Here is a 25,636-nt window from a genome sequence, read left to right on the forward strand (position 1 = left end):
CCGATGCGTTTCGATTACAAAGGTTTTCACATCGACTGTCGCTCACGACACGATCAAGATGGCTTGTATTACGCGCAAGCTCGCATGATCCGCATGTCGGCGGACGACGCGCATCCGGAAAAGCACGAGTCAGGCGACATCGACGCATTCGATAATGACGGCGATGCCATCGCGTGCGCACGTGCATGGGCGCTCGACTGGTGCGACGAGCACGAAGCCGCAGGGCGGGCCTGAAGTCGTCGTCATGCTAGGATCGCGTCCTGCCAACGGGAGAAGCCATGCGTTATATGCACAATGAACATGTCATCGACGTGTTCGTCGAACAACGCGGCGGCCGCTGGGACTGGTCCGTGCAGGCGGGCAGCTTGCCGTTGAAGACGAATGCGGGCGAGATGGCGCCGACCAGCAATGTCGCCGAGAACGAAGCGCTTTATTGGGCGAAGCGGGAGTTGAACCGCCGCTTTCCGGTTGAGCCGGAGTGACAGGTTATGGGTTCGAGTTTGCTCGCGAGTATTATCTGGCGCTGCTGTTCAACGCGCCGGTAATGCGGGCTTAAAGTTCCTTGTATCGGCGCCGTTAGTGTTGGCATGGATACCAAAGACCCCACCCCAGAAGCCTCCCGCGATCTCATCCGAGCTGCGGGCGAAACGCTCGAACTGATCTGCCGCCTGCGTGGGGTTGATATCGAAGATCTCTCCGATGACGAGCTTGGCGAGTTCTTTTCCAATGCACTGGGCGATGACATTATCGGCCCCTGGTGATTGGGACGGACTACGGGAACACGGTGTCGCGCTGTGAATCTGTTTTGGATAACAGTGCGTCGTTCTTGAGGTTTTTAGCGAGGCATTAAAGCTCGCTTGAGCCGTGCCGTTATTGCGCTCATGAAACTCGACAAACTCGCTTATACCGATACCCGTAGCGCACTCAATGCCGCCGACGAAGCGTTGGAATTGCTTTGCCGCCTGAGGCAGATTCCGCTCGACAGTTTGTCGGACGCGGAATTGGGCGAGTTCTTTTTCAATGCGCTTGAAGACGAGCTGGGCGGTGGCGCTTATCCTGGCGGGCGAATTTAATTTTTTACAGCGATGCGAGCGGCGCTCGCAATCAGCGTCATGCGTTTTACATGATGCACCGGGCACGGATTGCTTGCGACGTATTACCTTGGCCTGTCAGGATCCGGCTTGGCGCGGCTCGTCGAAAATATCGTGCATTTGGGTCTAAAGTTTTGTCAGCAGAGGCCGTTAGCGGATGCATGGACACAACCAACCCCACCGCCACCGCGTTTCGAAACCTCGTCATTGCTGCTGACGAGACGCTCCACGTGCTTTGCCGCCTGCGCGGTATTACGATCGACGATTTGTCGGAGGACGCGCTGGAAGCATTTTTCTTCCAGGCACTCGATGACGAATTCTGGATCGGCGCGCGGTAAGTTGCGGTAAAACGCGGTAAGTAGCAGAGGGCACTGGTATCCGCCGGCATCGACCGGCGGCTTCTTCGTTTCTTCCTCGCTTCCTCGCTTCCTTCCCCCATCTACGCCAGCAGGTCTGGCCGTGCTGTAAAGCGCGGATCGGCTAGCCACGCAACAAACTCGTCGCGCCACTGCTCGAAAGCGTTCTCGTCCAGGTCGAATATTTCATCGACATGACCGGCGTCGCGCAAGTAGGCGCCCAGCACCTGTCGCCCGTCCCAATAAGCAACCGCGAAATCGGTCAGGTCCGCGGTCATGCCGCGTGGCTGATCGGTCAGCAGCATCCTGAGTTGAGCCTTGAAAACGCTATAGGTCGTGGCCATGGCGGATCCCGAAGAAGAATCGACACCCTGCGAGGCGAAACAGGGCCCGCTAAGAGTAGCGCTTTCCGAGGCCTTCGTGCGTGTGGAAGAGTGGGGTAGGTCGCTTAGGCGTGCGGTTTAACGGCGTCGTTGTCGGGATGCTGGAAATGCCGCACAGCGGCATCTGCGGCAAGGTTCGATTGGGTTGACGCCGGACGACATTTAAGTTACTTGCATTTCTTGCTGCTACCCATAATAATTATGGGTATGGTTTCCAGCCCCACGCCCTTCCGACTGAGCGATCAAAGCTTGAGGCGCCTGATAAGCGACGCAGCTAAAGACACGTCCAGAGTGTTCTTCACGTCGCACTCGAAGAAGCGAATGAAGGAGCGGAAAATTTCGCCGACTCAAGTGTATGACTGCCTGCGCAATGGCCTGGTGACAGAGCCCGCGCACACGAACATTCATGGGCACTCGCAATGCACGCTTACGAGGCGAAATGCCGGCGACGACGTTCGGGTGGCTGTCGCACTCGAGCGCGCTGAGAATGGCGAATGGGTTGTTGTATTGACTGTTTTTTGAGGTGGACGATGTACCACTACACAGAGATCGGGCTTCAGAACGTGTGGCTGGAAAACGGCTACAACGAGCGGAAGACTCCATACGGAAAGGCTATTTCAATTGAGGACGCTGATGGACTGCACAAAGCCATCGGGCGGGCGGTGGCTTGCAAGAGTCATCTGACGGGCGCTGAATTCAGATTTCTGCGCAAGGAGATGGATTTGTCCCAGCACGGCGTTGCGGATCTCCTTGGCACGTCAGAGCAGACTGTCGCGTTGTGGGAGCGGCGCGGCAAGATTCCGAAGACCGCAGACCGTATGATTCGGGCGATCTATTTGGAATCGGTTGATGGCAATGTAAAGCTGAAAGAACTCATTGGTCGCATCGCTGATCTGGACCGCAAGGAAGATCAACGAATGGTGTTCCATGACACAGATGCGGGATGGTTTCCGCGAGCGGCATAGCTAGGCCGTCGAGCCCCGCTCAAGGTGTCAAAGTAAGAGACGTTACCGTCGAACAGTTGGCGGCGTTTGAGCATTTCAAACTGCGCCCTTATCAGATCGAGGCGGTTCGACGCGTGTCGAATTTTTGGTAATCGTTGGGTGTTGCTGGGAACTGAGATGGTCCCCCCGGCAGGAATCGAACCTGCATCTAGCGCTTAGGAGGCACTTGTTCTATCCATTGAACTACGGGGAGATGGATATTTCAGCGGGTGGGCTCAAGCCTTGAAGATGATGGCTTTGGCGCCGCCCAGTGTGCGTTTTCGGCTGGTTTGCTTCTTCCTAAGTGAAGCGCCGTGACGCACTGTGAATCCGGATTTCTCAACTTGGCTGCTACGCTTTTGCTACGGAACGGTGCTTTTGGCGACTTGACCTTATAGCAACAGGTAGCAATCCCAAGCAGATCGACCTTGCTGTTTAACGATTTCGAGCAAAGAACGTGACCTCGATCTTACCCGTCGGTGAACGCTGGCGAGCATGGATCCGGCGCAGCGGGCAGAGTATATCAAAGACGTTTAAAACGAAAGTCGCGGCTCAAGCGCGAGAGCGGGGAAGCGGGGAAGCGGGGAAGCGCAATCAACAAGGGTCGCAATGCTGTCGATACCAACACCGCCACCCTTAGGCCGCCAATAACCAGGTAAAGGCAGACGGGGCTACGCAAAGAGAACCGTCAAGTTGGTTCGGGTGCGTCCTTCGTCGCGCCCACCGCCTCATCGCCCGTAGACACCGCCAACACCACCCGATTTCGTCCCATCGCCTTGGCCGAATAGAGCGCTGCGTCGGCCCGCGCCATCAAATTTGCCAGCAGCTCATTCGCTTGATATTCATCCACGCCAGCACTGAACGTGCACGTCACTTCTCCACAAGGTACTTCTAACGTCGATGCAGCCAGATGCAGTCGCAAACTGTTCACCAACGTCATCGCGTCCGCCCGGGTTGTCTCAGGGAACAATATTGCAAACTCTTCCCCGCCAAGCCGCCCAAAAATGTCTCCTCGCCGGATGCCCTGCGACACTATCGAAGAAAAGTGAGCGAGCGCGCGGTCTCCGGCCGCATGGCCGTGAACGTCATTGACTGCTTTGAAGTTATCGATATCGAGGATTGCGACCGCGAAGCGGGATTTCGCGCGGTTACTACGCTCCAGTTGCGACTCGGCTTGCGCCATAAACTCGCGCCGCACGAGCGCACCGGTCAACTCATCAATAGCCGCCAACCGCTCCATCCTCTCCGCCATGCGGTCATAGGCCAGCATGAGCGCGCCGATAGAGAGGCAAGGCAGGGTGACAATGCCGAGCGCGAGGAACGCAATGGTCAGTGGCGTCGGCTCGAGAAACCGCGTGTGATGCTCCCAGCCGAAGCCAGCGGCAAGTCCACGTGCAACATGAACGAGCCCGCCGAGCGCGGCGATAATCGCGACGAATTGATAACTGTATCCCGGTCGATGCAACGGCCTCCTCGTGTAGGTAATCCACCCCACGGACAACCGAACGTAGGCGAGAAAAGCGGACATCAGCACAACCCGGGCAGCGGCGTTCGGCGAAAGCGCGGTCCAGTAAATAACGCCAATCACCAGCATCGTGAAAGCAGCGACTTCGTGAACCCTCGAAGGTCGAAGGCCGAAGAAGAGTCGGCAACCTTGTAGTACAAGAAACGCGGCGCTGGCGAATAGCAGACTCGCGACCACGATGGTTAGCTGTGTCGGCGAAATGTCATCCAGAGCCAGCGCGGCGAATGCCGCCACAATCAGGACGTTTGCAGCTATCCAGCGAAACAATCCGGGTATCCCGGACCGCACCAGCGAGCCAAATACGACTACGCTGATCGCGCCGGACATAATTCCGACAACGTAAAGTGCGACGGGACTGAACATAGGTTTCAGTGAGCAAGGTGACTGAAAAGATTCGCGCGAGTCGAATAGGTTGAGCGCCTGACACTCTCGTTTCAAGGTTGCACGAAGGTGCTGAACGACGACGCCCGCGGCTCAGATAATACGCTCTGGCACCAAATATTCACAAAAATGCAATGCGTTGCCGCATTCTCGCGCGATGGCATAGTGGCAAGTCGCTCGCGAGGCTGGAAGCAGCAGCATTCAGCCGACGCGTTCCGCTCGAATTTTTGCAGGTAAGCCGCCGAGCCGAGGCCGCTTCTGGCTGTTAGCTGTTTTTATAGCGTTGGCTCAGCGTCAAGCGGGCAAGGGGAGTTTGTGCGACCGGTTTGTGCGATCTCCCGAATCCGGTCTGCTACAGAAGTGCTTGAGAAAAGCGGGGATATCCGCAGGGATGCCGCGATTCGGGGAATCGGGAACACCCCACAAAGCAACAAACTAAAGCGCCGACCGGTCGCCGCACACGAGCGGCGCGGTCCCACGACTGCTGCCGGTCGCAAAACCCGAGATCAAGGTCAACGCCGTTCTCAACATATCGTCGGACACCGTGCTGTCTTTTGGCCGTGCGAATGGTTTGATCGATTTGTCCGTGCACTCATTGCCCATGACTCGGTCGTTCGCGGGCGCTGCGCTGCGGATGACGTTATCGGCGGCGACATTGGCGAATGCGCACCCGCTGGCCGCTAAAGCGAACGCAGCAACCCAGTATTTCGTCTTTTTCATACCCTCTCTCACCGGTCGATTAACAAGCACGACTGCTGATTATCGTTGCTACTTCATAGCAGGGTCAACGTGATCACGCCACAACCCGCCGCATTAAACCATTCGTCTGGAATAAGCTGCCACTTCGTCCGATAATACAAACGTCCCTGACCTTCGCCATGACTGAACTCGAAACCTCTGTCATCGTGTTCTTGTGCCTGCTCGCGGCCACGGGGCTGGGTGTTTTCGTGCGCCCGTTGCTGCCTGAAGAACACAAGGCGCACGAAACCGTGCAGTTGCTGAAACTGGTGGTCGGCATGCTGGTTACGTTCGCGGCGCTTGTGCTGGGTTTGCTGACGGCATCGTCGAAAGCGGTATTCGATACCACCACCACCGACATCCGCACCTATGCCGCAGCGCTGATCCAGCTCGACAACAGCTTGCGCGAATACGGCCCGGATACCGGCGCTGCCCGCCGGGTTCTGCGCGCCTACACGGCGGCCGCGATCGCGTCCACCTGGGCGCAGGAACCGCCGCCTCCTGGCGACTATTATCAGAAAACACTGCCGAGCTACGGCACCGATAACCTCGATAGCCGCGTACTGGGCGCCATGCTTGAACGGGCGCAACGATACACGCGAGAGTTGAAGCCGCCTGACGAGTTGCACCAGAAGCTCGCCGAAGAAGCGCTTGGCCGGTTTGACCGGCTGATCCAGCAACGCTGGAAAATCGTGGAGGAGGCACGTGGTTCGGCTTCTTCGCCGTTCGACCGGATTCTCGTCTTCTGGCTGCTCGTCATCTTCCTTTGCTTTGGCCTGATCGCTCCACGTAACGCACTGGCGATGGTTACGATCATGCTCGGGGCGTTATCGATAGCGTCCACAGTGCTCGTGATCCTCGATCTCGACACACCGTTTGCGGGCACCATCGTCGTGCCGAGCCAGTCCATGCGCGATGCGCTGGGTTACCTCAACCGTTGAAACTCTGAAACGCTCAACGCCCGGCGCTTAACCACTTTTAGCCACTCGTCCAACTTATCCGATGCCATCCACGCTATACACTGACCCGCGCCTCGTCGCGCTGTACGACACGCTGAACCCCTTCGCCGCCGACACCGACTTCTACCTCGCGCTGGCCGCAGGCAAGCAGCGCGTAATCGATCTCTGTTGCGGAACGGGTTTGCTCGCGTGTGAATTGGCGGCGCGGGGGCATCGGGTGATTGCAGTCGATCCCGCGCCCGAGATGTTGCAGGTGGCGCGGCATCGACCGAACGGCGACCGCGTCCAGTGGATTGAAGGCGATGCTCGCGCGCTCGCCTTGCTGCCGCCCGCCGACCTGCTGATCATGACGGGCCACGTCGCGCAGGTGCTCCTCGACGACACCGCGTTCCTCAATACGCTCAAAGCCGTCCGCTACGCGTTGCGCGACGGCGGCACCCTGGCGTTCGAGAGCCGCAATCCGGCCGCGCGAGCGTGGGAATCCTGGACGCCTGCGCAATCGCACAGGCTGATCGATGTGCAGGGGGGCGGCGAGGTGGAGGTGTGGCAGGACGACGTAAGCGGAAGCCCGGAGTCGGGCATTCGCTTCAACACGTATTATCGATTCAAGGCGACAGGCGAGACGCTGATGTCCGCGAGCGAACTGCGCTTTCGCACTCAGGAGGAACTCGCCGCGCAACTCGAGGCCGCGGGGTTTCGCCACCTCGGATGGCAAGGCGGTTGGGATGGTGCAGCGGTATCGGCGGCGAGCCGGGAACTGATTGTGGTCGCGCGCTGAACGGGCGCGAAATCAGGCTGAAACGACCCAACACAACGACCGATTTTGCAGCCGGATCAGAACTCGACTGCCACGAAATCGTCTTTGCCGACGTCGCATAATGGACAACGCCACGTGTCCGGGATATCAGCGAAACGGGTTCCGGCCGCAATGCCGTCTTCCGGCAAACCGTCTTCTTCGTTGTATATCCAGCCACAAATCAGGCAAACCCAGCTTTTATATTCTAAAACTTCACTCACGACAGACTCTTTCTTCTCGTTCGACAAAATATAGATAAATATTCCACGCGGCGGCGATAACCCGAAAGTTCGCCTTCCGGATTGCGCCCGCGTGCGGCCGCCGAAACATTCGGCGACCCGCATAGTACCGGATTGTCAGAATGTGTCATCGAAGTGGAACAGATCCGGGGCAGGGCGACAGCATGGATCTGCGTGATTTCTTATGCTCGGTGTATCCTCTCCCCGGCGGTTTTTGAGTCCCTTGCGTGTCGTCCGGCGGGCTGCGTCCTGTCTCTGCCGCGTCGATCACGCCACGCGTGTCGCACGAACCGTTTTGGCTTGCCTGGATGTTGATCCGGCAGCCGCATTCTTCTGGGAGCGAAAAAAATGATGTTCAAGAAACTGTTGTCGGGAGCGGTGTTGTCGAGCGTTTTCCTTGTAGCCGTTGCGGTGCACGCGCAACAAGCCCGGGTGTTTTTTGTCGAGCCGAAGGACGGTGCTACCGTCACGAGTCCGGTGCATGTGGTATTCGGTCTGGAAGGCATGGGGCTCGCGCCGGCCGGCGATACGGATCCGCAAAAAGGCCACCACCATCTGTTGATCGACGCAGGCCCGATGCAAAAGGGTCTCGTGATTCCAATGAACGATAAATCGCTGCATTTTGGCAAGATGCAGACGGAAGCGGACGTGAAGCTGCCCCCGGGCGATCACACGCTGACCCTGCAATTCGGCGACGGCGCACACCAGTCGTTTGGACCAGAAATGAGTCAGACGATCAAAATTCACGTGAAATAACGGCTCTCGTGCCGGAATTCATCGGTTGGCGTCGGGCCGCTCTGGTCTTGGCGCTCATCTCAAAAACGCGGCGCGGCCGCGTTTTTTTTGCAGCTTTTCGGGCACCTCGCCTTGTCCTGATGGCATAGGGCGTCCAAGCGCGCCGGTCAAGACCGGTACAATGGCCGCTTCCAGTATTTGCACTTTTCCGGCTGCCTCCCATGTCGCTTTATTCCATTTCGAACGCGCAACTCGCGTTCGGCCACGTTGCGTTGCTCGATCACGCTGACTTTTCACTCGAAGCGGGCGAACGCGTCGGCCTGATCGGCCGTAACGGCGCGGGCAAGTCGTCGCTGCTGAAGATCATCGCCGGGCTGACCAAGCCGGACGACGGCCTTATCACGCGGCAAAACGAGCTCACGACCGTCTACGTGCCGCAGGAACCTGAGTTCGACCTGGAGGCGTCGGTGTTCGACGTCGTCGCGTCCGGCTTGTCCCATGAGCGGGAGCTGCTCGACGAATATGACGTCGTGGCGCACAAGCTTGCCGATACCCCCGAAGGTCCCGAGCACGACGACCTGCTGCATCGCATGAACGCGCTGCAGTCCTCGCTCGACTTGCACGATGCGTGGAGCTGGCAAACTCGCGTGGCGACCACGCTGCAGCAGATCGGGCTGGATGGCGACATCCGTTCGGGCGCGCTTTCGGGCGGCATGAAAAAGCGCGTGGCGCTGGCCCGCGCGCTGGTCGTGCAACCGGACGTGCTGCTCCTGGACGAACCGACTAACCACCTCGACTTCGACGGCATTCGCTGGCTGGAAGAGATGCTGGTCACGTTGCGCACGGGTTTGCTGTTCATCACCCACGACCGGGCTTTCCTCGACAAGGTCGCGACTCGCATCGTGGATCTGGATCGCGGACGCTTGCTGTCGTATCCAGGTAATTACAGCGCGTACCAGACGCGAAAGGCGCAGCAGCTTGAGATCGAACAGGTCGAAGCGGCCAAGTTCGACAAGTTGCTGGCGCAGGAAGAAGTGTGGATTCGCAAAGGCGTGGAGGCGCGGCGTACGCGCAGCGTTGGGCGTATCGCGCGGCTGGTAGAAATGCGCAACGAGCGCGCCGAACGGCGCAACGTGCAGGGCAACGTGAAGCTTGATGTGGGCCAAGGCGAGCGCTCGGGCAAGATCGTTTCGGAACTGACCGATGTGACGAAGAAATACGGCGACCGAACGATCGTCGACAACTTCAGCGCCACCGTCATGCGCGGCGACAAGTTCGGGTTCATCGGTCCGAACGGCGCGGGCAAGACCACGCTGCTCAAGATGATCCTGGGCGAACTCGCACCGGACGAAGGCACGGTGCGCACCGGCACGAACACGCAGGTAGCGTATTTCGACCAGATGCGCGCGCAGCTCGACCTCGACAAGACGCTCGCCGACACCATCAGCCCAGGCAGTGAATGGGTCGAGGTGAACGGCGTGAAGAAGCACGTCATGAGTTATCTCGGCGACTTCCTGTTCGCACCGGAGCGCGCGCGTTCGCCTGTGCGTTCGCTGTCGGGCGGGGAACGCAACCGCTTGCTGCTCGCACGTCTGTTTGCGCGACCTGCGAACGTGCTGGTGCTGGACGAGCCGACCAATGACCTGGATATCCAGACGCTCGAATTGCTGGAAGAACTGCTCACCGATTACGACGGCACGGTGCTGCTGGTGAGCCATGATCGCCAGTTCCTGGACAACGTCGTGACCTCGGTCTTTGCGTCGGAAGGCGGAGGCATGTGGCGCGAATATGTCGGCGGTTTCACCGACTGGCAGATCCAGCGCGAACGTGCCGAGCGAATCGCTCTCGACGCCGCCCGTGACACGGCCAAGCAAGCGAAGAAGGAAGACGGCCCTAAAGACAGTGGCACCGGCCGCAATTCGCAGCGCTCGAACAAATTGCCGTACAAGGAAGTACGTGAGCTGGAAGCGCTGCCCGCGCAGATCGCCGCGCTCGAAGCCGAGCAAAAGTCGATTGCAGCGAGGCTCGAAGACGGGTCGGTGTACGCGAAAGATCCGAAAGAAGGTACGCGGCTGAGTGCACGGCACGCGGCTATCGACGAGGAATTGCTGGTCGCGCTCGAGCGCTGGGAAGAACTGGAAGCAAAGCGCAAGTAAGCCGGTCCTCGGGATCGGCGTCTTCCCCATATCGAAAAAATTGTCGGAAACAGTAAAATACGTCGCGTTTTCGGGCGCACGGCCTTGAGGAAAAATCACCGAAGGCGCCGCTGCGGTTACACCGTGGTGACACCTTGTAGTGAAACGCTATAGTCCAAGCGAGAGGCCGTCGCGGTTTCGAGTTAATAACGCGCAATCCGGCGCGGCCGGCTCAGGCGCGGTTGGCCGGGTTGGCCCGCTATGTTCACGCATTCGCCGGTTGTCCGGCTGGCCGTTGCCATCAGGCTGCGGCCGCCCGGACCGCCGGACCCACGTCCAGACATGTCCACGAAAAAACCCAGCGCCGCCGACAGCGGCAAGAACAGCGGATACAGCGAAGCATCGATCAAGGTGCTCAAGGGTCTCGAGCCGGTCAAGCAACGGCCCGGCATGTACACCCGTACCGAAAATCCGTTGCACATCATTCAGGAAGTCATCGACAACGCCTCCGACGAGGCGCTCGGCGGCTACGGCAAGCAGATCACGGTCACGCTGCACGTAGATCATTCGGTGTCTGTCGAAGACGATGGACGCGGTATCCCGTTCGGCATGCATCCGGAAGAAGGCGTGCCGGTCGTCGAGATCGTGTTCACGCGCCTGCACGCGGGCGGCAAGTTCGATAAGGCCGCCGGCGGTGCGTATACGTTTTCGGGCGGCCTGCACGGCGTGGGGGTCTCGGTCACGAACGCGTTGTCCACACGGATGGACGTGACCGTGTGGCGTGACGGCAAGGTTGCCGATCTCGGCTTTTCGAATGGCGATGTCGTAAAGCCGCTCGAAACCCGTGCGATGAATCGCGGTGAAAAGAAGTCAGGGACCCGTGTCACCGCCTGGGCCAATCCGAAATATTTCGATTCGCCGAACCTGCCAGTCGGCGAATTGCAGCGGCTGTTGCGCTCCAAAGCGGTCTTGCTGCCGGGCGTGGAAGTCGTGCTCATCAACGAAAAAACCGGCGAACGGCAAACCTGGAAGTATGAGGACGGCTTACGCGGTTATCTTCTCGAAGGCATGGGCGGCAGCGACTTGCTCATCCCCTTGTTCGAAGGCGAGCGGTTCGCGGGCAATGCGAAGTCGAGCGAGGAAACCTTCGCGGAAGGCGAGGGCGCAACGTGGGTCGTCGCGTGGAGCGAAGAAGGCCCGTTATTGCGCGAGTCGTACGTCAACCTGATTCCGACGCCCGCTGGCGGCACGCATGAATCCGGTCTTCGCGACGGATTGTTCCAGGCGGTCAAGAGCTTCGTCGAACTGCACAACCTCCAGCCCAAGGGCGTGAAGCTGCTGGCCGAAGACGTGTTCGCCCGGGTGTCGTTCGTGTTGTCGGCGAAGGTACTGGATCCGCAGTTTCAAGGGCAGATCAAGGAGCGCCTCAATAGCCGCGACGCGGTGAAACTCGTGTCGTCGTTTACGCGGCCCGCGCTCGAACTGTGGTTGAACCAGCACGTGGAGTACGGCAAGAAACTCGCGGAACTGGTGATCCGGCAGGCCCAGGCGCGCACGCGCGCCGGGCAGAAGATCGAAAAGCGCAAGAGCTCGGGTGTGGCGGTGCTGCCGGGCAAGCTGACCGATTGCGAATCGACGGATATCTCGCGCAACGAACTCTTCCTGGTCGAGGGCGATTCGGCTGGCGGCTCCGCGAAGATGGGTCGCGACAAGGAGTTCCAGGCCATTCTGCCGTTGCGCGGCAAGGTGCTGAACACGTGGGAAACCGAACGTGACCGGCTGTTCGCGAACAACGAAGTGCACGACATTGCGGTGGCGATCGGCGTGGATCCGCACGGTCCGGACAGCCTGGACCAGAAAGCCGATCTCTCGAATCTGCGCTACGGCAAGATCTGCATCCTGTCGGACGCTGACGTGGACGGCTCGCACATCCAGGTCCTGCTGCTCACGCTGTTCTTCAAGCACTTCCCGCAGCTGATCGAGCAGGGCAATGTGTGCATCGCGCGGCCGCCGCTGTTTCGCGTCGACGCCCCCGCGCGCGGCAAGAAGCCGGCGCAAAAGCTCTACGCGCTCGATGAAGGTGAACTCGAGGCGATTCTGGACAAGCTGAGGAAGGACGGCGTGCGCGAGACGCAATGGTCGATCAGCCGTTTCAAGGGGCTGGGCGAGATGAGCGCGGAGCAGTTGTGGGACACCACGATGAACCCGGACACGCGCCGGCTGCTACCGGTTCAAGTCGGTGATCTCGGTTTTGACGACACGGTCACACGCATGACGATGCTGATGGGCAAGGGCGAAGCGGCGTCACGGCGCAGTTGGCTCGAGGAGAAGGGCAACGAAGTTGAAGCCGATATTTGACGCTTTCATGCTTCGGTGCATGTGACGCCCGACCTGACGCTGATGCTGTATGCACACTCTGAACTTCGTCAACGCATAACACTGGAAATCTGATGGACGATCTCTTCGCGGACCAAGAAGCCGCGCCCGAAGGCGAAAAACTGACGCTCGGCGATTACGCCGAGCGTGCGTATCTCGACTATGCGGTGAGCGTGGTCAAAGGCCGGGCGCTGCCCGACGTCTCCGATGGCCAGAAACCCGTGCAGCGCCGCATCCTGTTCGCGATGAACGAGATGGGCCTCGCCAACAACGCCAAGCCGGTGAAGTCGGCTCGCGTGGTGGGTGACGTGCTGGGTAAATACCATCCGCACGGCGATCAGTCGGCCTACGACGCGCTCGTGCGTCTCGCGCAGGCGTTTTCGATGCGCTATCCGTTGATCGACGGGCAGGGCAACTTCGGCTCGCGTGACGGTGACGGCGCGGCCGCCATGCGTTACACGGAAGCGCGTCTCACCCCGATCGCGAAATTGCTGCTGGATGAAATCGACATGGGTACCGTCGATTTCATGCCGAACTACGACGGTTCGTTCCAGGAACCGAAGCTTTTACCCGCGCGCCTGCCGTTCGTGCTGCTGAACGGCGCGTCGGGTATTGCCGTGGGGATGGCGACCGAGATTCCTTCGCACAATCTGCGTGAAGTCGCGGCGGCCGCGGTTGCGATGATCCGCGATCCGAAGATCGATCATGCACGGCTGGTCGAGCTGATTCCCGGTCCGGATTTTCCGGGCGGCGGCCAGATTATTTCGACTCAGGCCGAGATTGCGGCGGCTTATGAAACTGGCCGCGGCAGCCTGAAGGTGCGGGCGCGCTGGAAGATCGAAGAGATGGCGCGCGGTCAGTGGCAACTGGTCATCACGGAATTGCCGCCGAGCACGTCGGGCCAGCGGGTGCTCGAGGAGATCGAGGAACTGACGAACCCGAAGATCAAGCTCGGCAAGAAAGCGCTGAGTCCCGATCAGTTGCAGACCAAGCAGACGCTGCTCGCCTTGCTCGACACGGTTCGCGACGAATCCGGCCGCGACGCGCCGGTGCGGCTTGTGTTCGAGCCGAAGTCGAGCCGTATCGATCAGACCGAGTTCGTGAATTCGCTGCTCGCGCACACGAGCCTGGAGTCGAATGCATCGATCAACCTGGTGATGATCGGTGCGGACGGCCGGCCGCGCCAGAAAAGCATTGGCGAGATCCTGCACGAATGGGTCGGCTTCCGCTTCACGACGGTTACGCGCCGCACGCAGCACCGGTTGGGGAAGGTGAACGACCGGATTCATATTCTTGAAGGGCGGATGATCGTCTTTCTGAATATCGATGAAGTGATTCGTGTCATCCGCGAAGCCGACGATCCGAAGCAAGCGCTGATGGACAGGTTCAACCTCAGCGAGCGTCAGGCCGACGACATTCTTGAAATCCGTTTGCGGCAACTGGCGCGGCTCGAAGCAATCAAGATCGAGCAGGAACTGAAGGAATTGCGCAGCGAGAAGGAAAAGCTCGAAGAATTGCTCAACAGCGACGCTTCCATGAAACGGCTGCTGATCAAGGAGATCGAAGCCGACGCCAAGCAATATGGCGACGATCGCCGCACGTTGATCCAGCCGGAAAAGCGGGCGACGTTCGAGGTGCGCGTGGTCGACGAGCCGGTGACGGTGGTGGTGTCGCAGAAGGGCTGGGTGCGGGCGTTGAAGGGGCATGGTCTCGATCCCGCCAGCTTCCAGTTCAAGGCCGGCGACGGTATTTACGCCGCGTTCCAGGCGCGTACGCCGGACATGCTGATCGCGTGGGGCAGCAATGGGCGCGTGTACTCCGTGCCGGTCGCGATCCTGCCGGGCGGGCGCGGCGACGGCGTGCCGGTCACGTCCCTGATCGAACTCGAGTCGGGGTCGCACCTGCTGCATTATTTTGCCGCTTCGGTTGAGCAGCCGTTGCTGCTGGCATCGAGTAACGGCTTTGGTTTCATGGCCAAGCTGGGCGACATGGTGAGCCGGGTGAAGGCGGGCAAGTCGTTCATGACCATCGACGAAGGCGCGACGCCGCTCACGCCCATGCCGGTGCTGCCAAGCGCCAAGAAGGTCGCGTGCTTGTCGAGTAATGGGCGCCTGCTGGTATTTGAAATCGACGAGATGAAGACCTTGTCGGGCGGCGGCCGTGGTGTCATTTTGATGGCGCTCGATCCGAAGGAGACGTTGCGGCAGGCGCTGGCTATCGACGCACGCGGGCTGGTGCTGATCGGCACGGGCCGGGGCGGCAAGGCACGTGACGAGAAACTTGGCGGGGCGGCCCTGGAAGCGCACGTAGGCAAACGGGCGCGCAAAGGCCGTGCGCCCGAGTCCACCATCAAGGTGACGGAGTTGCGGCCGGTGTTCGAAGGCTGATAACCGATGCGCAAGTACGCGTAATAACGCGCCCCGGGTTGGCTAAGCCGGCCCGGGGCGTTTGTTTACCTTGAAAATACTTGAACTGGCTCCGTCTCGCTGAGTCGAACGCCCAAACCTTATAGAAACTGAAAAGACGGCGGGCGAGGTGGCGGATAAGCGCTTGGGCGATTACTTGGTCGATTAAGCGCTTGGCCCGGCAGTTAGAACCGGTGATTCACCTGCATTTAGGAACGTTAATGAATAAAGCGATTGAAGTAGCGCTGTTCCTGCACTTGTTGGGAGTGGCGGTCTGGATTGGCGGGATGATTTTTGCTCACTTCTGTCTGCGGCCGGCAATAGCGGATTTGTCGCCGCAATTGAGATTGCCGCTATGGGAGTCGGTATTCGCTCGATTTTTCAACTGGGTGGCGGCATCGGTGCTGGTGATTTTGCTGACCGGCGGCTTTTTGTTGACGCAATTCGGCGGCGCCCACGCGGCGTTGCCGTTACACACCATGGCAGGTCTCGGCATCGTGATGATGCTGATTTTCGGCCATATCCGCTTTGGCGTATTCCCGAAAATCCGCCGTGCCGTGCAATCGCAAAACTGGCCGGATGGCGCGAGAGCGGTGGGTACCATCAGAAGGCTGGTGCTGGTCAATATCGTGCTGGGCGTGGTGACAATCGGCGCGGCGGTTTTATCGCGGGGAATGTAGCGCGTTATTGCACAAACCGTCGCAGAAACGAATGACGGATTGCAGCGGTCAGTCTCAGCATTTCATTCCGTGTTTGAAGGTATTCCGGGTCATGGTCAATACCTTCGCGACGGTCTAGAGTGCTGGGATTTAATCGTCCGGGAAATGGGCAATGCGTGCTTCGATCGTGTCAGCAAGAGGATGCCCGCGTTGTTCGTTGTCCGGATCTAAAACCGGGCATGGCTGGCTGGGCGCTTTAATCATTCGAATATCCATTCTGATCCTGGTCAATTGCGTTGCTGAGCAAGCTCGTGCAACCGATCTTGAAAGTTCTCAGACCGGCTATGCATTGACTCCCGCTGGCAACCCGTACAACGTCATTGCCGGCGCGGATATTGATACCACTGCGCAGGCCACCATTGGGATTTACGGGAGTTCCATCCGTCCAGCCACATGGGTACTGACTAATAACGGGACTGTCACGGGGGGTTATAACGCGGCTGAGTTCGACAGCCCCGTCGTGCTTGTCAATAATGGATCAATGATTAGCAGGGCCACCACGTCCATCGCTCTATTCGGCGGCGGTGATGTGACCAATTCGGCTGGTTCCACGATCGTGGGCCGGCTAGATGGCATCTACGCTAATAGCGCAACCAGCTCGGTGACCAATGGCGGAGACATTGGCGGCTCGGCACCGGATATAACGAAAGCCCAGTCGGGCGTTCACTTGCCGAGTGGGGGGGCGGTGACCAATCTCGCCACTGGAAGAATCGCGGCTTATGGTCCGGGCATTCTCGCTAATTCGGCGACGACGGTCCAGAACGCCGGGCTGATTACTTCGTTGAATGGTACGGCTATCGATTTGACAGTTGGAGCAACCGGAACGGGCAGCGTGGTTTCCAATAGCGGCACCATCGTCGGGCAAGGGGGCACGGCGATTCTCTTCGGCCCGGACGACAACACGCTCATCCTGGCGGGCACCTCAGCGATTACCGGTATTGTCGATGCGAGTGCGCATGGCGTATCCACAACCAATACGCTGATTCTTGATGGTACCAGTGCGGGAAGATTCGATATGTCGAGCCTGGGCTCGACCGAGCAATATCGTGGCTTCAACATCCTGCAAAAGAACGATCCGGGCATTTGGACTTTCACCGGCACCAATGTCGCCGCGCAGACATGGCTCGTGAGCGGCGGAGGCGTGGAGATGGCAGGGCACTTGAGCGGCAGTCTCATGGCGACACCGGGGGCAACGGGGCTCGATATCGAGGTAGTGTCCGGCGGCGGGATTTTCGATTCGTCGGGAAGCGCAGTGTCGGTCAATAATTCGAGCCGTGTAGTCAATAGTGGATCAATAAGTAGCAGTGCAGATGGTGCCGCCGCGGTGGTCGCGAACGGTGCGGGAACGAGCATTAGCAACGCAGGTTCTATTGCAGCGACCGGCGGGAACGCAGCCGCGATTACGATCAATGCGTTAACCGGCGCGGCGAGTTTGACGAACGAGCGGGGTGGATCGATTACGAGTGCAGCGGGCGATGCCGTGCAGGCTGGTTCGAATGTTTCGATTATCAACTCAGGTTTCATTGCGGCGACGAGTGGGAACGGCGCCGGGATTACGATCGGTGCACCAACGGGCCCTACGACGCTTCAGAACAAACAAGGTAGATCGATTAAAAGTGCAGCGGGTGTCGCTGTACAGGCTGGTTCGAATGTCTCACTCTATAACGCCGGAACCTTGATCGGAAATGGCGCCGCGGTTAGTTTTACAGGGTCGAATAATCGACTGACGCTCGACAGCGGCAGTCAGATATCAGGCGACCTCGATGGCGGAAGCGGTTCGGCGAATGCGCTGGTCTTACAGGGTTCGGGAACACTGTCCAGTCGCACCTACGGCTTTTCCACGCTCGCGATGCAAGGCGGTGACTGGACCGTGTCCAGTTCCGTTCAGATAGGTAGCTCAAGCGCAATCGAAAGTGGCACCTTGAGGCTGACGGGTGCCTTGACCAGCCCGGTGATAACCGTCGCTCCGGGAGCCACCCTAACTGGAACCGGAACCTTGAATGGTGCGCTCACGGTGCAAGGCGTCATTGCACCGGGCGTGACGAGCACCGCGACAACAACAGGTCTTCAGCCTTTGGCGATCGGCACGCTGTCAGTCGCCGGCTCATACATCCAGACCGCCGGCAGCCGCTACGAAGCCAATGTTTCGCCGCAAGGAATCGACCTCATCAGCGTCGATGGCACCGCAACGCTACAGGGTGGCACAGTACAAGCACGGTTGCGCGCCGGATTGTTCACGCCAACTGACACGTACAAGATAATTAGTACAACTTCTGGTCTAAACGGAACTTTCTCGGGCATCACAACGGTTAACCCATTTGACTCGCCATCGTTAGTCTACGACGCGAACAATGCATACATTCACGTACAACGCGGCTTCCAGTTCGCCGGTGGCACGCCGAACCAGATAGCGGTCGAGGCGGCGCTCGATCACGGTGTAGCAGGCATCGGCACGGGGGCTCTGCCAACTCGCGACTTTCTGTCCGTCGCGGGTGACCTGGTGAACCTCGAAGGTTCATCGGCTTACGCAGCGCTCGACCAACTGGGCGCGGAAGCCTATACGGCGTTCCCAAACGCACATTTCGAAGCCGCGCGGCTGGGCATGGATGCAATCGATACAAGATTGACCGTGGCACGTACCGCGGGTGCATGTGCTGCAGGCGAGGCGACTGCATTGTCTGCAAGCGGGGAGCGGGCATGTTCGTGGATCACCGTGCTCGGCAGCACTGGCAAGACAGGCGGGTATGACACGTGGCTTAGCCAGCAAACAAGTCTGGCGGGCGTGATATCCGGCATCGACTATCGCGTCGCGCCGAAGCTCACGCTGGGAGCCGCGTTGGTCGCTATCCACGGTAATACGTCAACCGACACGCTGCCTGTACACGGCCAATTCGATAGCTATCAGGGTGCGCTGTACGGCAGTTACGCGCCGGGAGCTTATTGGATCAACGCCACGATTGGCTATGCGCGCAATGACGATGAAATGAAACGTTCCCTCTTTTTCACCGATACCCCGCGCACAGCGCTTGGAAACGCTGATGGAAACCAGTACTTCGCATCGCTACGTAACGGGGTGGATCTGCCAATAGCAAAATTCGGTGTATTCACGCCGTTCGTGGCGCTTGAAATGCAGAGCGTGGAGAGTCCTGGATTTACTGAAACCGGAGCAGACTCGGTGAATCTGGCCGTCTCCGGGAATACGACGAATTCAATGCGGTCGCTACTCGGTGCTCAATGGCGCAAAGACGTCGATTGGCTTGGCCGCGCCTTGAGCTTGAACGGGCAACTGGCCTGGGCTCATCAATATGGCACGCAGACACAAGCGATTAACGCGCGCTTCGAAGGCGCAAGCGATAGTGGTTTTACAGTTCACGGCAGCGGACCGGCGCGAGATATGACACAGGTCGGTCTTGGAGCGCGAGTGGAATTGGGTCGGCAAATCCACGCCTTTTTGCGCTATGACGGTGAATTCGGCGGCGGTGGGCACACACACGCGGGAAGCGCAGGCGTCGATTACCGGTGGTGACTGACGCCCGGAAACCTGATGCAACATACCTGAGCGTTCCTCGCGCTGCGCGCACGTGAATTGAGTCCGACTGCCAAACGCAGCCCCGCCTGTCTTCGCGTGCGAATCGACCCACACGGGATCAATCCACGGCATTAGACGGGGCTTCCCCCAACGGCAGGGCCGCTACGTCCGCCATCAGCCCCAGGCCGCAGACTCCAAACCGGTCGAGTAGCGCCTGCACACCGTCTGCCGGAACCGCGCGAGAAAAGAGAAAGCCTTGTGCCTCGATCGGCCCAAGCCGGGACAACCATGCAACCTGCTCCTCGGTTTCGGTCCCTTCAACCACAACTGTCAATCCCAGCGACCGGGCGAGATTAACGATTGCAGACACCATCACGCAGACGCTGCGATCGTGTGGAATAGCCTGGATAAATGACCGGTCGACTTTCAGCGTATCGACGGCAAAACGGTTTAGATAAGACAGCGACGAATATCCGGTACCGAAATCATCCAGTGCGATCCTGACGCCGAGCCGCTTCAACGCCGAAATCTTTTCCGCGACGATATCCGGAAATTCCATCATCACAGTTTCGGTAATCTCGAGTTCGAGTTTGCCCGGCGCAATACCGCTTTCGCGAATAGCGGCCGCTACCGTCTCAAGCAAATCCCCACGCCAGAACTGCACTGCCGAGATATTCACCGCGAGCGACAACCCGTCATACCCTTGACGCTGCCAGATGGCCAATTGCCGGCAAGCTGTATGAATCACGAAGTCACCGATAGGCACGATCAGTCCCGTCGATTCCGCGACCGGAATGAACTCGTTAGCGGGAATCAGACCGTGCTGCGGATGATTCCATCGCGCCAACGCTTCGAAACCTGTGATACATCGCCGGGTCAGATCGATCTTTGGCTGATAAGCGAGGAACAATTGATCCTGAGCCAAAGCGACGCGTAATTGCTGTTCCCACTTCATCAAATGATCGGCGCGATGCGATAACTGCGGCGAATAGAATTGATAGCAGTTCTTGCCCGCATCCTTCGCGCTGTACATGGCCAAGTCGGCCTTCTTCAGCAAGTCGATTTCGCTCTCGCTCGACACTGAATACAACGCAATGCCAATGCTCGCGTGCAACACGAAGGCGCTGCCGCGCACGTCGAAAGGCGTCGCGAACATATGCGAAACCGCTTCCGCCAGTTCAACCGCTTGCCGCTCGACGTCGGCGCCCTTGACCACCACGACGAATTCGTCGCCGCCAATGCGCGACAGCGTGCCATTGTCGCTGACCGTTTCCGCCAGCCTCGACGCGGTCATCTGCAAGACGATGTCGCCGGCGTTATGGCCGAGGGTGTCGTTGACGGTCTTGAAGTTGTCGAGATCGATGAAAAGCAGCGCAAGATGGCCGACGTTCTCCGGCTTGGCAACGTCGTGACGCAGCATTTGCAGCGTGGAATAACGGTTTCGCAGACCGGTCAGCAAATCGTATTCAACCAGATGCGTCATCTCGCGCTCACGCCCGAGCAGCTTGCCGATCAACCCGGTCGCTACCGCAAAAAATCCGAGCATGGCGAGCGAGATGAAGGTCGCCATCAACAGATAAACACGCCGCGTGTGATTGAAGTCGGTGAATTCCTCGGCCTGCGACAGCCCGACAAGCACACCGAGCGGATAGCCATCTATGTGCCGATACGAAACGATGCGCGTGACGTTGTCGATCGGATCGACATAGATGCCGGATGCGTGCTCGGAGGTCGGGTACACGCCGCTTGCCGTGAACGCGCCTTGCGGGGCGGCGCCACCGTTGGCCGTTTTGATCGGAAGTCCTTCGGGTTTGCCGGACGCCGTGCTTGCACCCACGCCGGTGCTGCGTGCGAGCACCGAGCCGTTGTCCGAAATCACGGCGACCACGCCGTCGCGTCCGATCGACGCCACGTTGTAGAAGTCGCTCGTGAAGTAGCTGGGATCCTCCGACACCACCACGACGCCCGCGAACGAGCCGTCGGGATGGTTCAGGCGGCGCGTGATCTGCAGCGTCCATTGCCGGGAGACGCGGCCCAGGACGGGCTTGCTGATGTAGAGCAGGTCGTCGTTGGAAAGCGCGTGAATCCGGAAATGTTCGCGATCGGAAAGATCGACAGGTTTCGATATGGCGCCCGTCGTGGACCCGATCAGCATGCCGTGTTCATCGATCAACGAGACTTGCACCAACGTGTCGCTCTGCACCACGCCTTTTTCAACCGTGCTCGCGAGGTTGAACTGTCCAGGGGTCTTTTCGAACTCGTATTTGACGAAACGCGTGATCTGGTCGACTTGGTGAATGGCTTTGATCGTGTGCTGCTCGAGCGCGGACGAAAGAATGGCCGCTGAGGCCATTGACGCGTGCGTGGCGGCATCGCGCTCAACCGACAGGCGCGCGAAGATCACCGTCCACAGCAGGACGAGCACGAGCGCGCCCAACGCCGGAATGGCGAACAATGCGCGGCGCCGTCGCGGAAAATCCGCTTGTTTCATGTCGCGTGGCGCTTTGGGCCGTGATCGATTCATGGGTTTGGTCAGTCCATGGACCCTGTGACGGGTTGAGCCGGTAATGCGTCCGGAACAACACAAATGGGTGTCGGCATTGCTGAAGCGCGTTCAATGCCGGTGAGGCGGGGCATTATTGCCGATTCCCGATAAATCCGGGCCATCGTTCGAATTATTTGCAGCCCCTCTTTCCAGGTTAGGGCCGACGGGCGCGTCAAGCACGCTTTCATTTCGATTTCGATGGTTTTGGTGTTGCCGCTTTTAGAACTCCGTTCGGCGTTGACCCGGGTTGACCGGTGCCGCTGGTTATCCAGTCTCCCCCGCGTGAGGCTGATTTCCATAATGGCGGCTGAGCCAGATAATACCAATGACAACCCGCTTAGATATTACTGAAGGCGACTCATTTAAGGAAGCGTGGCGGCGAGGCGAAGTATCGAGGTATACACGGATAGGCTGGGACGCTTATCTGGAGGGGCTTTGGACGGGCGGCGTTCGTTTCGTCAATGTGAATTTAAGCGAACAAAAATGCGGTAATTTGTATCCCGACGCCAAGTGGCATCGGGATTAAGAGCAAGACTAAAATTCGTTGCAGCGATTTATGCTTCTTAAGCGTTTAACGCGGCGGTTTCAGCTCACTTCCGCAATCAATTCAATTTCGACGCACGCGCCAAGCGGAATTTGCGCTACGCCAAATGCCGAGCGTGCATGTTTGCCGGCCTCACCGAAAATATCGGCTATCAACTCGGACGCGCCATTGGTCACCAGATGCTGCTCGGTGAACTCGAACGTGGAGTTGACGAGGCTCATTACCTTCACGATGCGCGTCACCTTATTCAGGTCACCGACATGCGCGTGCAGCGTCGCGATCAGGTCGATGGCGATGGAGCGTGCGGCGGCGCGGCCTTCCTCGGTCGTGAGCGTAGCGCCCAGTTTGCCTGCCCACACCTTGCCGTCCTTCTTCGCGATGTGGCCGGACAGATAAACCGTGTTGCCGCTTTGCGCACTCATCACGTAGGCGGCGGCGGGCGCGCCGGCTGTCGGCAATTCGATGCCGAGTTCCTTCAGCTTGTCGTAGACGTTCAGTTGGGCCATGGGGTATTCCCTAAAAATGGAAAGGATGACGCGAGAGCGCGCCGAGGCAGACGTCCCGCCGCGGCCCGCTTTAATGCAACGAGATCAGACCAGCGCGCGGATCAGCGCACCGAGCTTGGCGACACCTTCGTCGATTTTCGCCGGCGGCACGGTCACGAACGACAGGCGCAGCGTGTTGTGTTCTGCTTCATTCGCGAAGAACGGACCGCCCGGCACGAACGCGACGTGCTGCTCGATTGACTGCTCGAGCAGCTTCATTGTATCGATGTGCTTATTGGCGTGTTTCGGAAGCTTGACCCACACGAACATGCCACCCTCCGGACGGTTCCATTCAACGCCCGCCGGCATGTGCTGTTCGAGCGACGCCAGCATGGCCGCGCATTGATCACGATACAGCGCGCGGATCTTCGGGATATGCGTCTCGAGAAAGCCGTCCTTGACGACCTCGTGCACGATGCGCTGCGTGAGGCTCGGCGTATGCAGGTCGGTTGCCTGCTTCGCCTGCACCAGCTTGAAGTGCAACTCTTCGGGCGCAATGATGTAACCCACGCGCATGCCGGGCGACAGGACCTTCGAGAACGAACCCAGGTGCACGATGTGATCGGGCGCCATCGACAGCATGGTCGGCAGCGGTGTGCCGGCGTAGTCGAGTGCGGCGTACGGATCGTCCTCAATCACCGGGAAGCCTGCGCGTTGCGCAAACGCGGCCAGCGCAGTGCGGCGTTCCAGCGACAGGCGACGGCCCGTCGGATTCTGGAAATTCGGCTGCGCGTACAAGAGGCGAGCATCGGCCGTCAGCGCGGCGTCGAGCGAGGACGGGATCAAGCCGTGCTCGTCGGTCGGGACTTGCACGTAGTTTGGCTCGTACATTGAAAAAGACTGCAGCGCGCCGAGATACGTAGGCGTTTCGACCAGTACGCGGCTGGCGGGATCGATCAGCACCTTGCCGAGCAGGTCGAGCGCTTGTTGCGAGCCGGTTGTGATCAGCACTTGCGATGGCCGGATCGACGCGCCGTTGACCGAGTAGCGTTGCGCGACCCATTCGCGCAGCGGCAGATAACCTTCGGTGGCGCTGTATTGCAGTGCGGCGGCGGGGCTGTCGCGCAGGATGCGGTCACACGCCACGCGCATTTCTTCAACTGGAAACGTAGCCGGCGACGGCAATCCGCCCGCGAACGAAATGACCTCGGGCCGCTCGGTGACCTTCAGGATTTCGCGAATGGCCGAACTGGTGAGCTTTCTCGCACGTTCGGAAAGCTGCCACGGCTTGGCTTGAAGGTCGGCTTGATTCATGGGGTCCTCGGTTGGTCTCGGTAAGCGGTTCTAATGCGTTTGCGGGTTGATAAATACTGCACGATGTTCTGAATAAGGTCCTGCGTACTGCGTGCAATCCATTGCAATCGGGGTACGGCGGCAGACGCTTATTATGGCGTGCCCGATGCTCCGGTGGCGGCGGTCGATTGTCAAACCAGCACAGCTACGAAGCACGCCGGATGGTCTAGCGCTGGTCTTCCTGCATTGTTTCGTCTTGCGCCGGCTCGGCCGTTTCCTCGGGCGCGTCCGTGTCATTCGCTGCGGTTGCGTCCTCAGTCTTCTTGCTCTTCGCGCGCTTGCGGGCCGGCTTGGCTGGCGTGATCTCCGCCTGTTTTGCCGCATCGATTGATTCCGCCGATTCCCCCAGCGTAACAATGGAGGCATCCGCCAGTTCAAACTCCGCGACGAGTACCGGCGCACCCGCCGTCACCTCGACCTGCATCAGATGCGACACACCGAGCCATGCCAGTTGCTCGGAGATCAGGTGCGCACGCGGATGAAATCCCGTCAGCGACTTCAGTGCGATACCCGTTTCCGGTAACGATTCGCTCGGATGCTGCGGCGTGTCCCACTGGATCAGCGATGGCAAAAGCCCGTCGCCGGCATCCTGCCACGCGGGGAAAGCGCCATCGGCGGGAATGGTGAGATTCCATGCGTTCCCGCCGCGCGTCATGGCCACCACTGCCGGGATACGCTCCGGGTACTGCGCCTGCCAGCGCGTCAGCAGCTTCGGCCGGTTCACCCGCACAACCCAATGCACGAGTTGCGGACCGGCGTCGAGACGTAAGCGCTGCGCCGGGTCGTCCAGAGCAAAGAGGCGAGGCCGTGGCGTATCAATAACAGCAGCATCCGGGTCGATCGCGATCACCTCGAGATACGCGCCACCCCACAGATTCAGCAGGCGGTTATGCGTGCGCATCAGCGGATGCGCACCGCCGCCGGTCATCTCGACGCCCAGTTTCGCGGCGATAAAGTCCGCGCCTTCTTCCAACGTGCGGGCGGCGATAACGAGGTGATCGAGTTGCAGCGGATAAGCGGTCATAGTGCACGAATAGCGTGAAGGAAAATTGCCCGGACAACGCCGGCTAAGCTCGTCAGCATACCCGTTCCGCTTGGCCGTGCCGCTGCGTTAGCCATCTGGCCGGGTATTTGGCCAGACGATCGGCGCACAACCGGCAGACAACTCGAAGCGGCCGAAAACCGGTCCGGAACGCCCTCTGCAACGGTGAAAGCGCATGAAACGGGTGCAAAAACCGCCAAGTTTACCCATCGTCCCAGTCTTAAATGTATCGGCAACGACCGTAACAGTAACGGTACAATCGATCCGATACTCTGCGGTACAGTCATCGAACGCATTCAATCCCGATGGAACCTGAC

General features: G+C 59.3%; 23 protein-coding genes, 1 tRNA gene and 1 pseudogene. 15 read left to right on the plus strand and 10 right to left on the minus strand.

The features are described 5' to 3' along the window. Window positions 1-3: 3 nt before the first annotated feature. The 5 genes from GSQ93_RS15445 to GSQ93_RS15465 all read left to right on the plus strand — a co-directional run bounded on the left by GSQ93_RS15445 (window position 4) and on the right by GSQ93_RS15465 (window position 1,429). Window positions 4-234 carry a hypothetical protein gene (locus tag GSQ93_RS15445; RefSeq protein ID WP_158936845.1) on the plus strand — a complete coding sequence of 77 codons (231 nt, stop codon included), beginning with the start codon at window positions 4-6 and terminating at the stop codon, window positions 232-234. Window positions 235-278: 44 nt separating this feature from the next. Further along, window positions 279-482: a hypothetical protein gene (locus GSQ93_RS15450; RefSeq protein WP_158936533.1), complete on the plus strand. Its 204-nt coding sequence runs from the start codon at window positions 279-281 to the stop codon at window positions 480-482. Window positions 483-587: 105 nt separating this feature from the next. After that, the gene (locus tag GSQ93_RS15455) at window positions 588-761 is read left to right on the plus strand and encodes a hypothetical protein (protein WP_158936534.1); all 174 of its coding nucleotides are present in this window, start codon (window positions 588-590) and stop codon (window positions 759-761) included. Window positions 762-881: 120 nt separating this feature from the next. Then, window positions 882-1,073: a hypothetical protein gene (locus GSQ93_RS15460; RefSeq protein WP_158936535.1), complete on the plus strand. Its 192-nt coding sequence runs from the start codon at window positions 882-884 to the stop codon at window positions 1,071-1,073. Window positions 1,074-1,252: 179 nt separating this feature from the next. Beyond that, window positions 1,253-1,429, plus strand: a complete 177-nt coding sequence (locus GSQ93_RS15465) for a hypothetical protein (RefSeq protein ID WP_158936536.1) — start codon at window positions 1,253-1,255, stop codon at window positions 1,427-1,429. Window positions 1,430-1,530: 101 nt separating this feature from the next. On the opposite strand, the gene GSQ93_RS15470 is transcribed toward GSQ93_RS15465, so the two are convergent. After that, window positions 1,531-1,791: a hypothetical protein gene (locus GSQ93_RS15470; protein WP_158936537.1), complete on the minus strand. Its 261-nt coding sequence runs from the start codon at window positions 1,789-1,791 to the stop codon at window positions 1,531-1,533. A 246-nt stretch (window positions 1,792-2,037) separates the two neighbouring features. Here GSQ93_RS15470 and GSQ93_RS38515 point away from each other — a divergent pair, with 246 nt between their 5' ends. Both GSQ93_RS38515 and GSQ93_RS15480 read left to right on the plus strand, forming a co-directional pair. Next, entirely contained in the window at window positions 2,038-2,352 is a 315-nt protein-coding gene (locus GSQ93_RS38515; protein ID WP_301952061.1) for a DUF4258 domain-containing protein, read from the plus strand. Window positions 2,353-2,360: 8 nt separating this feature from the next. Next, entirely contained in the window at window positions 2,361-2,795 is a 435-nt protein-coding gene (locus GSQ93_RS15480) for a DNA-binding transcriptional regulator (protein WP_158936538.1), read from the plus strand. Window positions 2,796-2,952: 157 nt separating this feature from the next. Here GSQ93_RS15480 and GSQ93_RS15485 read toward each other — a convergent pair. The 3 genes from GSQ93_RS15485 to GSQ93_RS15495 all read right to left on the minus strand — a co-directional run bounded on the left by GSQ93_RS15485 (window position 2,953) and on the right by GSQ93_RS15495 (window position 5,439). Continuing rightward, window positions 2,953-3,027: transfer RNA gene (locus GSQ93_RS15485), tRNA-Arg, on the minus strand. 474 nt (window positions 3,028-3,501) lie between these two features. Then, the gene (locus GSQ93_RS15490; protein ID WP_158936539.1) at window positions 3,502-4,701 is read right to left on the minus strand and encodes a GGDEF domain-containing protein; all 1,200 of its coding nucleotides are present in this window, start codon (window positions 4,699-4,701) and stop codon (window positions 3,502-3,504) included. Between the two features lie 453 nt (window positions 4,702-5,154). Beyond that, window positions 5,155-5,439, minus strand: coding sequence for a hypothetical protein (locus GSQ93_RS15495; RefSeq protein ID WP_158936540.1), 285 nt, complete (start codon window positions 5,437-5,439; stop codon window positions 5,155-5,157). Window positions 5,440-5,597: 158 nt separating this feature from the next. Here GSQ93_RS15495 and GSQ93_RS15500 point away from each other — a divergent pair, with 158 nt between their 5' ends. After that, a complete protein-coding gene (locus tag GSQ93_RS15500; protein WP_158936541.1) occupies window positions 5,598-6,398 on the plus strand; it encodes a hypothetical protein in 801 nt (266 codons plus the stop codon). 61 nt (window positions 6,399-6,459) lie between these two features. Then, window positions 6,460-7,194, plus strand: coding sequence for a bifunctional 2-polyprenyl-6-hydroxyphenol methylase/3-demethylubiquinol 3-O-methyltransferase UbiG (locus tag GSQ93_RS15505; protein ID WP_158936542.1), 735 nt, complete (start codon window positions 6,460-6,462; stop codon window positions 7,192-7,194). 56 nt (window positions 7,195-7,250) lie between these two features. Here the strand turns inward: GSQ93_RS15505 and GSQ93_RS15510 are convergent, their stop codons facing one another. Continuing rightward, on the minus strand, window positions 7,251-7,433 hold the full coding sequence (locus GSQ93_RS15510; RefSeq protein ID WP_158936543.1) for a rubredoxin: 183 nt from the start codon (window positions 7,431-7,433) through the stop codon (window positions 7,251-7,253). A 366-nt stretch (window positions 7,434-7,799) separates the two neighbouring features. On the opposite strand from GSQ93_RS15510, the gene GSQ93_RS15515 reads away from it, so the two are divergent. The 5 genes from GSQ93_RS15515 (at window position 7,800) to GSQ93_RS15535 (ending at window position 15,782) form a co-directional block, all read left to right on the plus strand. Continuing rightward, complete coding sequence (locus GSQ93_RS15515; RefSeq protein WP_158936544.1) at window positions 7,800-8,207, plus strand: DUF4399 domain-containing protein; 408 nt, start codon at window positions 7,800-7,802, stop codon at window positions 8,205-8,207. A gap of 200 nt (window positions 8,208-8,407) precedes the next feature. After that, complete coding sequence (locus tag GSQ93_RS15520) at window positions 8,408-10,342, plus strand: ATP-binding cassette domain-containing protein (RefSeq protein WP_158936545.1); 1,935 nt, start codon at window positions 8,408-8,410, stop codon at window positions 10,340-10,342. Window positions 10,343-10,663: 321 nt separating this feature from the next. Beyond that, window positions 10,664-12,679 (plus strand): DNA topoisomerase IV subunit B, encoded by a 2,016-nt coding sequence (locus GSQ93_RS15525; RefSeq protein ID WP_158936546.1) that lies wholly within the window; start codon window positions 10,664-10,666, stop codon window positions 12,677-12,679. A gap of 92 nt (window positions 12,680-12,771) precedes the next feature. Continuing rightward, window positions 12,772-15,084, plus strand: a complete 2,313-nt coding sequence (gene parC, locus GSQ93_RS15530) for a DNA topoisomerase IV subunit A (RefSeq protein ID WP_158936547.1) — start codon at window positions 12,772-12,774, stop codon at window positions 15,082-15,084. A 239-nt stretch (window positions 15,085-15,323) separates the two neighbouring features. Further along, window positions 15,324-15,782, plus strand: a complete 459-nt coding sequence (locus GSQ93_RS15535; RefSeq protein ID WP_158936548.1) for a CopD family protein — start codon at window positions 15,324-15,326, stop codon at window positions 15,780-15,782. A 129-nt stretch (window positions 15,783-15,911) separates the two neighbouring features. Here the strand turns inward: GSQ93_RS15535 and GSQ93_RS38520 are convergent, their stop codons facing one another. Further along, window positions 15,912-16,037, minus strand: coding sequence for a hypothetical protein (locus tag GSQ93_RS38520; RefSeq protein ID WP_301952062.1), 126 nt, complete (start codon window positions 16,035-16,037; stop codon window positions 15,912-15,914). Window positions 16,038-16,302: 265 nt separating this feature from the next. On the opposite strand from GSQ93_RS38520, the gene GSQ93_RS15540 reads away from it, so the two are divergent. Next, on the plus strand, window positions 16,303-19,347 hold the full coding sequence (locus tag GSQ93_RS15540) for an autotransporter domain-containing protein (protein WP_216857624.1): 3,045 nt from the start codon (window positions 16,303-16,305) through the stop codon (window positions 19,345-19,347). A gap of 121 nt (window positions 19,348-19,468) precedes the next feature. On the opposite strand, the gene GSQ93_RS15545 is transcribed toward GSQ93_RS15540, so the two are convergent. The 4 genes and pseudogenes from GSQ93_RS15545 to GSQ93_RS15560 all read right to left on the minus strand — a co-directional run. Then, window positions 19,469-21,874, minus strand: coding sequence for an EAL domain-containing protein (locus GSQ93_RS15545; protein ID WP_158936550.1), 2,406 nt, complete (start codon window positions 21,872-21,874; stop codon window positions 19,469-19,471). Window positions 21,875-22,480: 606 nt separating this feature from the next. Beyond that, the gene (locus GSQ93_RS15550; protein ID WP_158936551.1) at window positions 22,481-22,945 is read right to left on the minus strand and encodes a RidA family protein; all 465 of its coding nucleotides are present in this window, start codon (window positions 22,943-22,945) and stop codon (window positions 22,481-22,483) included. A gap of 84 nt (window positions 22,946-23,029) precedes the next feature. Then, the gene (locus GSQ93_RS15555) at window positions 23,030-24,238 is read right to left on the minus strand and encodes a PLP-dependent aminotransferase family protein (protein WP_158936552.1); all 1,209 of its coding nucleotides are present in this window, start codon (window positions 24,236-24,238) and stop codon (window positions 23,030-23,032) included. Between the two features lie 412 nt (window positions 24,239-24,650). Continuing rightward, window positions 24,651-25,301: pseudogene (locus GSQ93_RS15560) on the minus strand (VOC family protein); the annotation flags it as partial. Window positions 25,302-25,636: the final 335 nt, after the last annotated feature.

It is taken from the genome of Burkholderia sp. S171 (assembly GCF_009766085.1).
GTDB lineage: Bacteria > Pseudomonadota > Gammaproteobacteria > Burkholderiales > Burkholderiaceae > Caballeronia.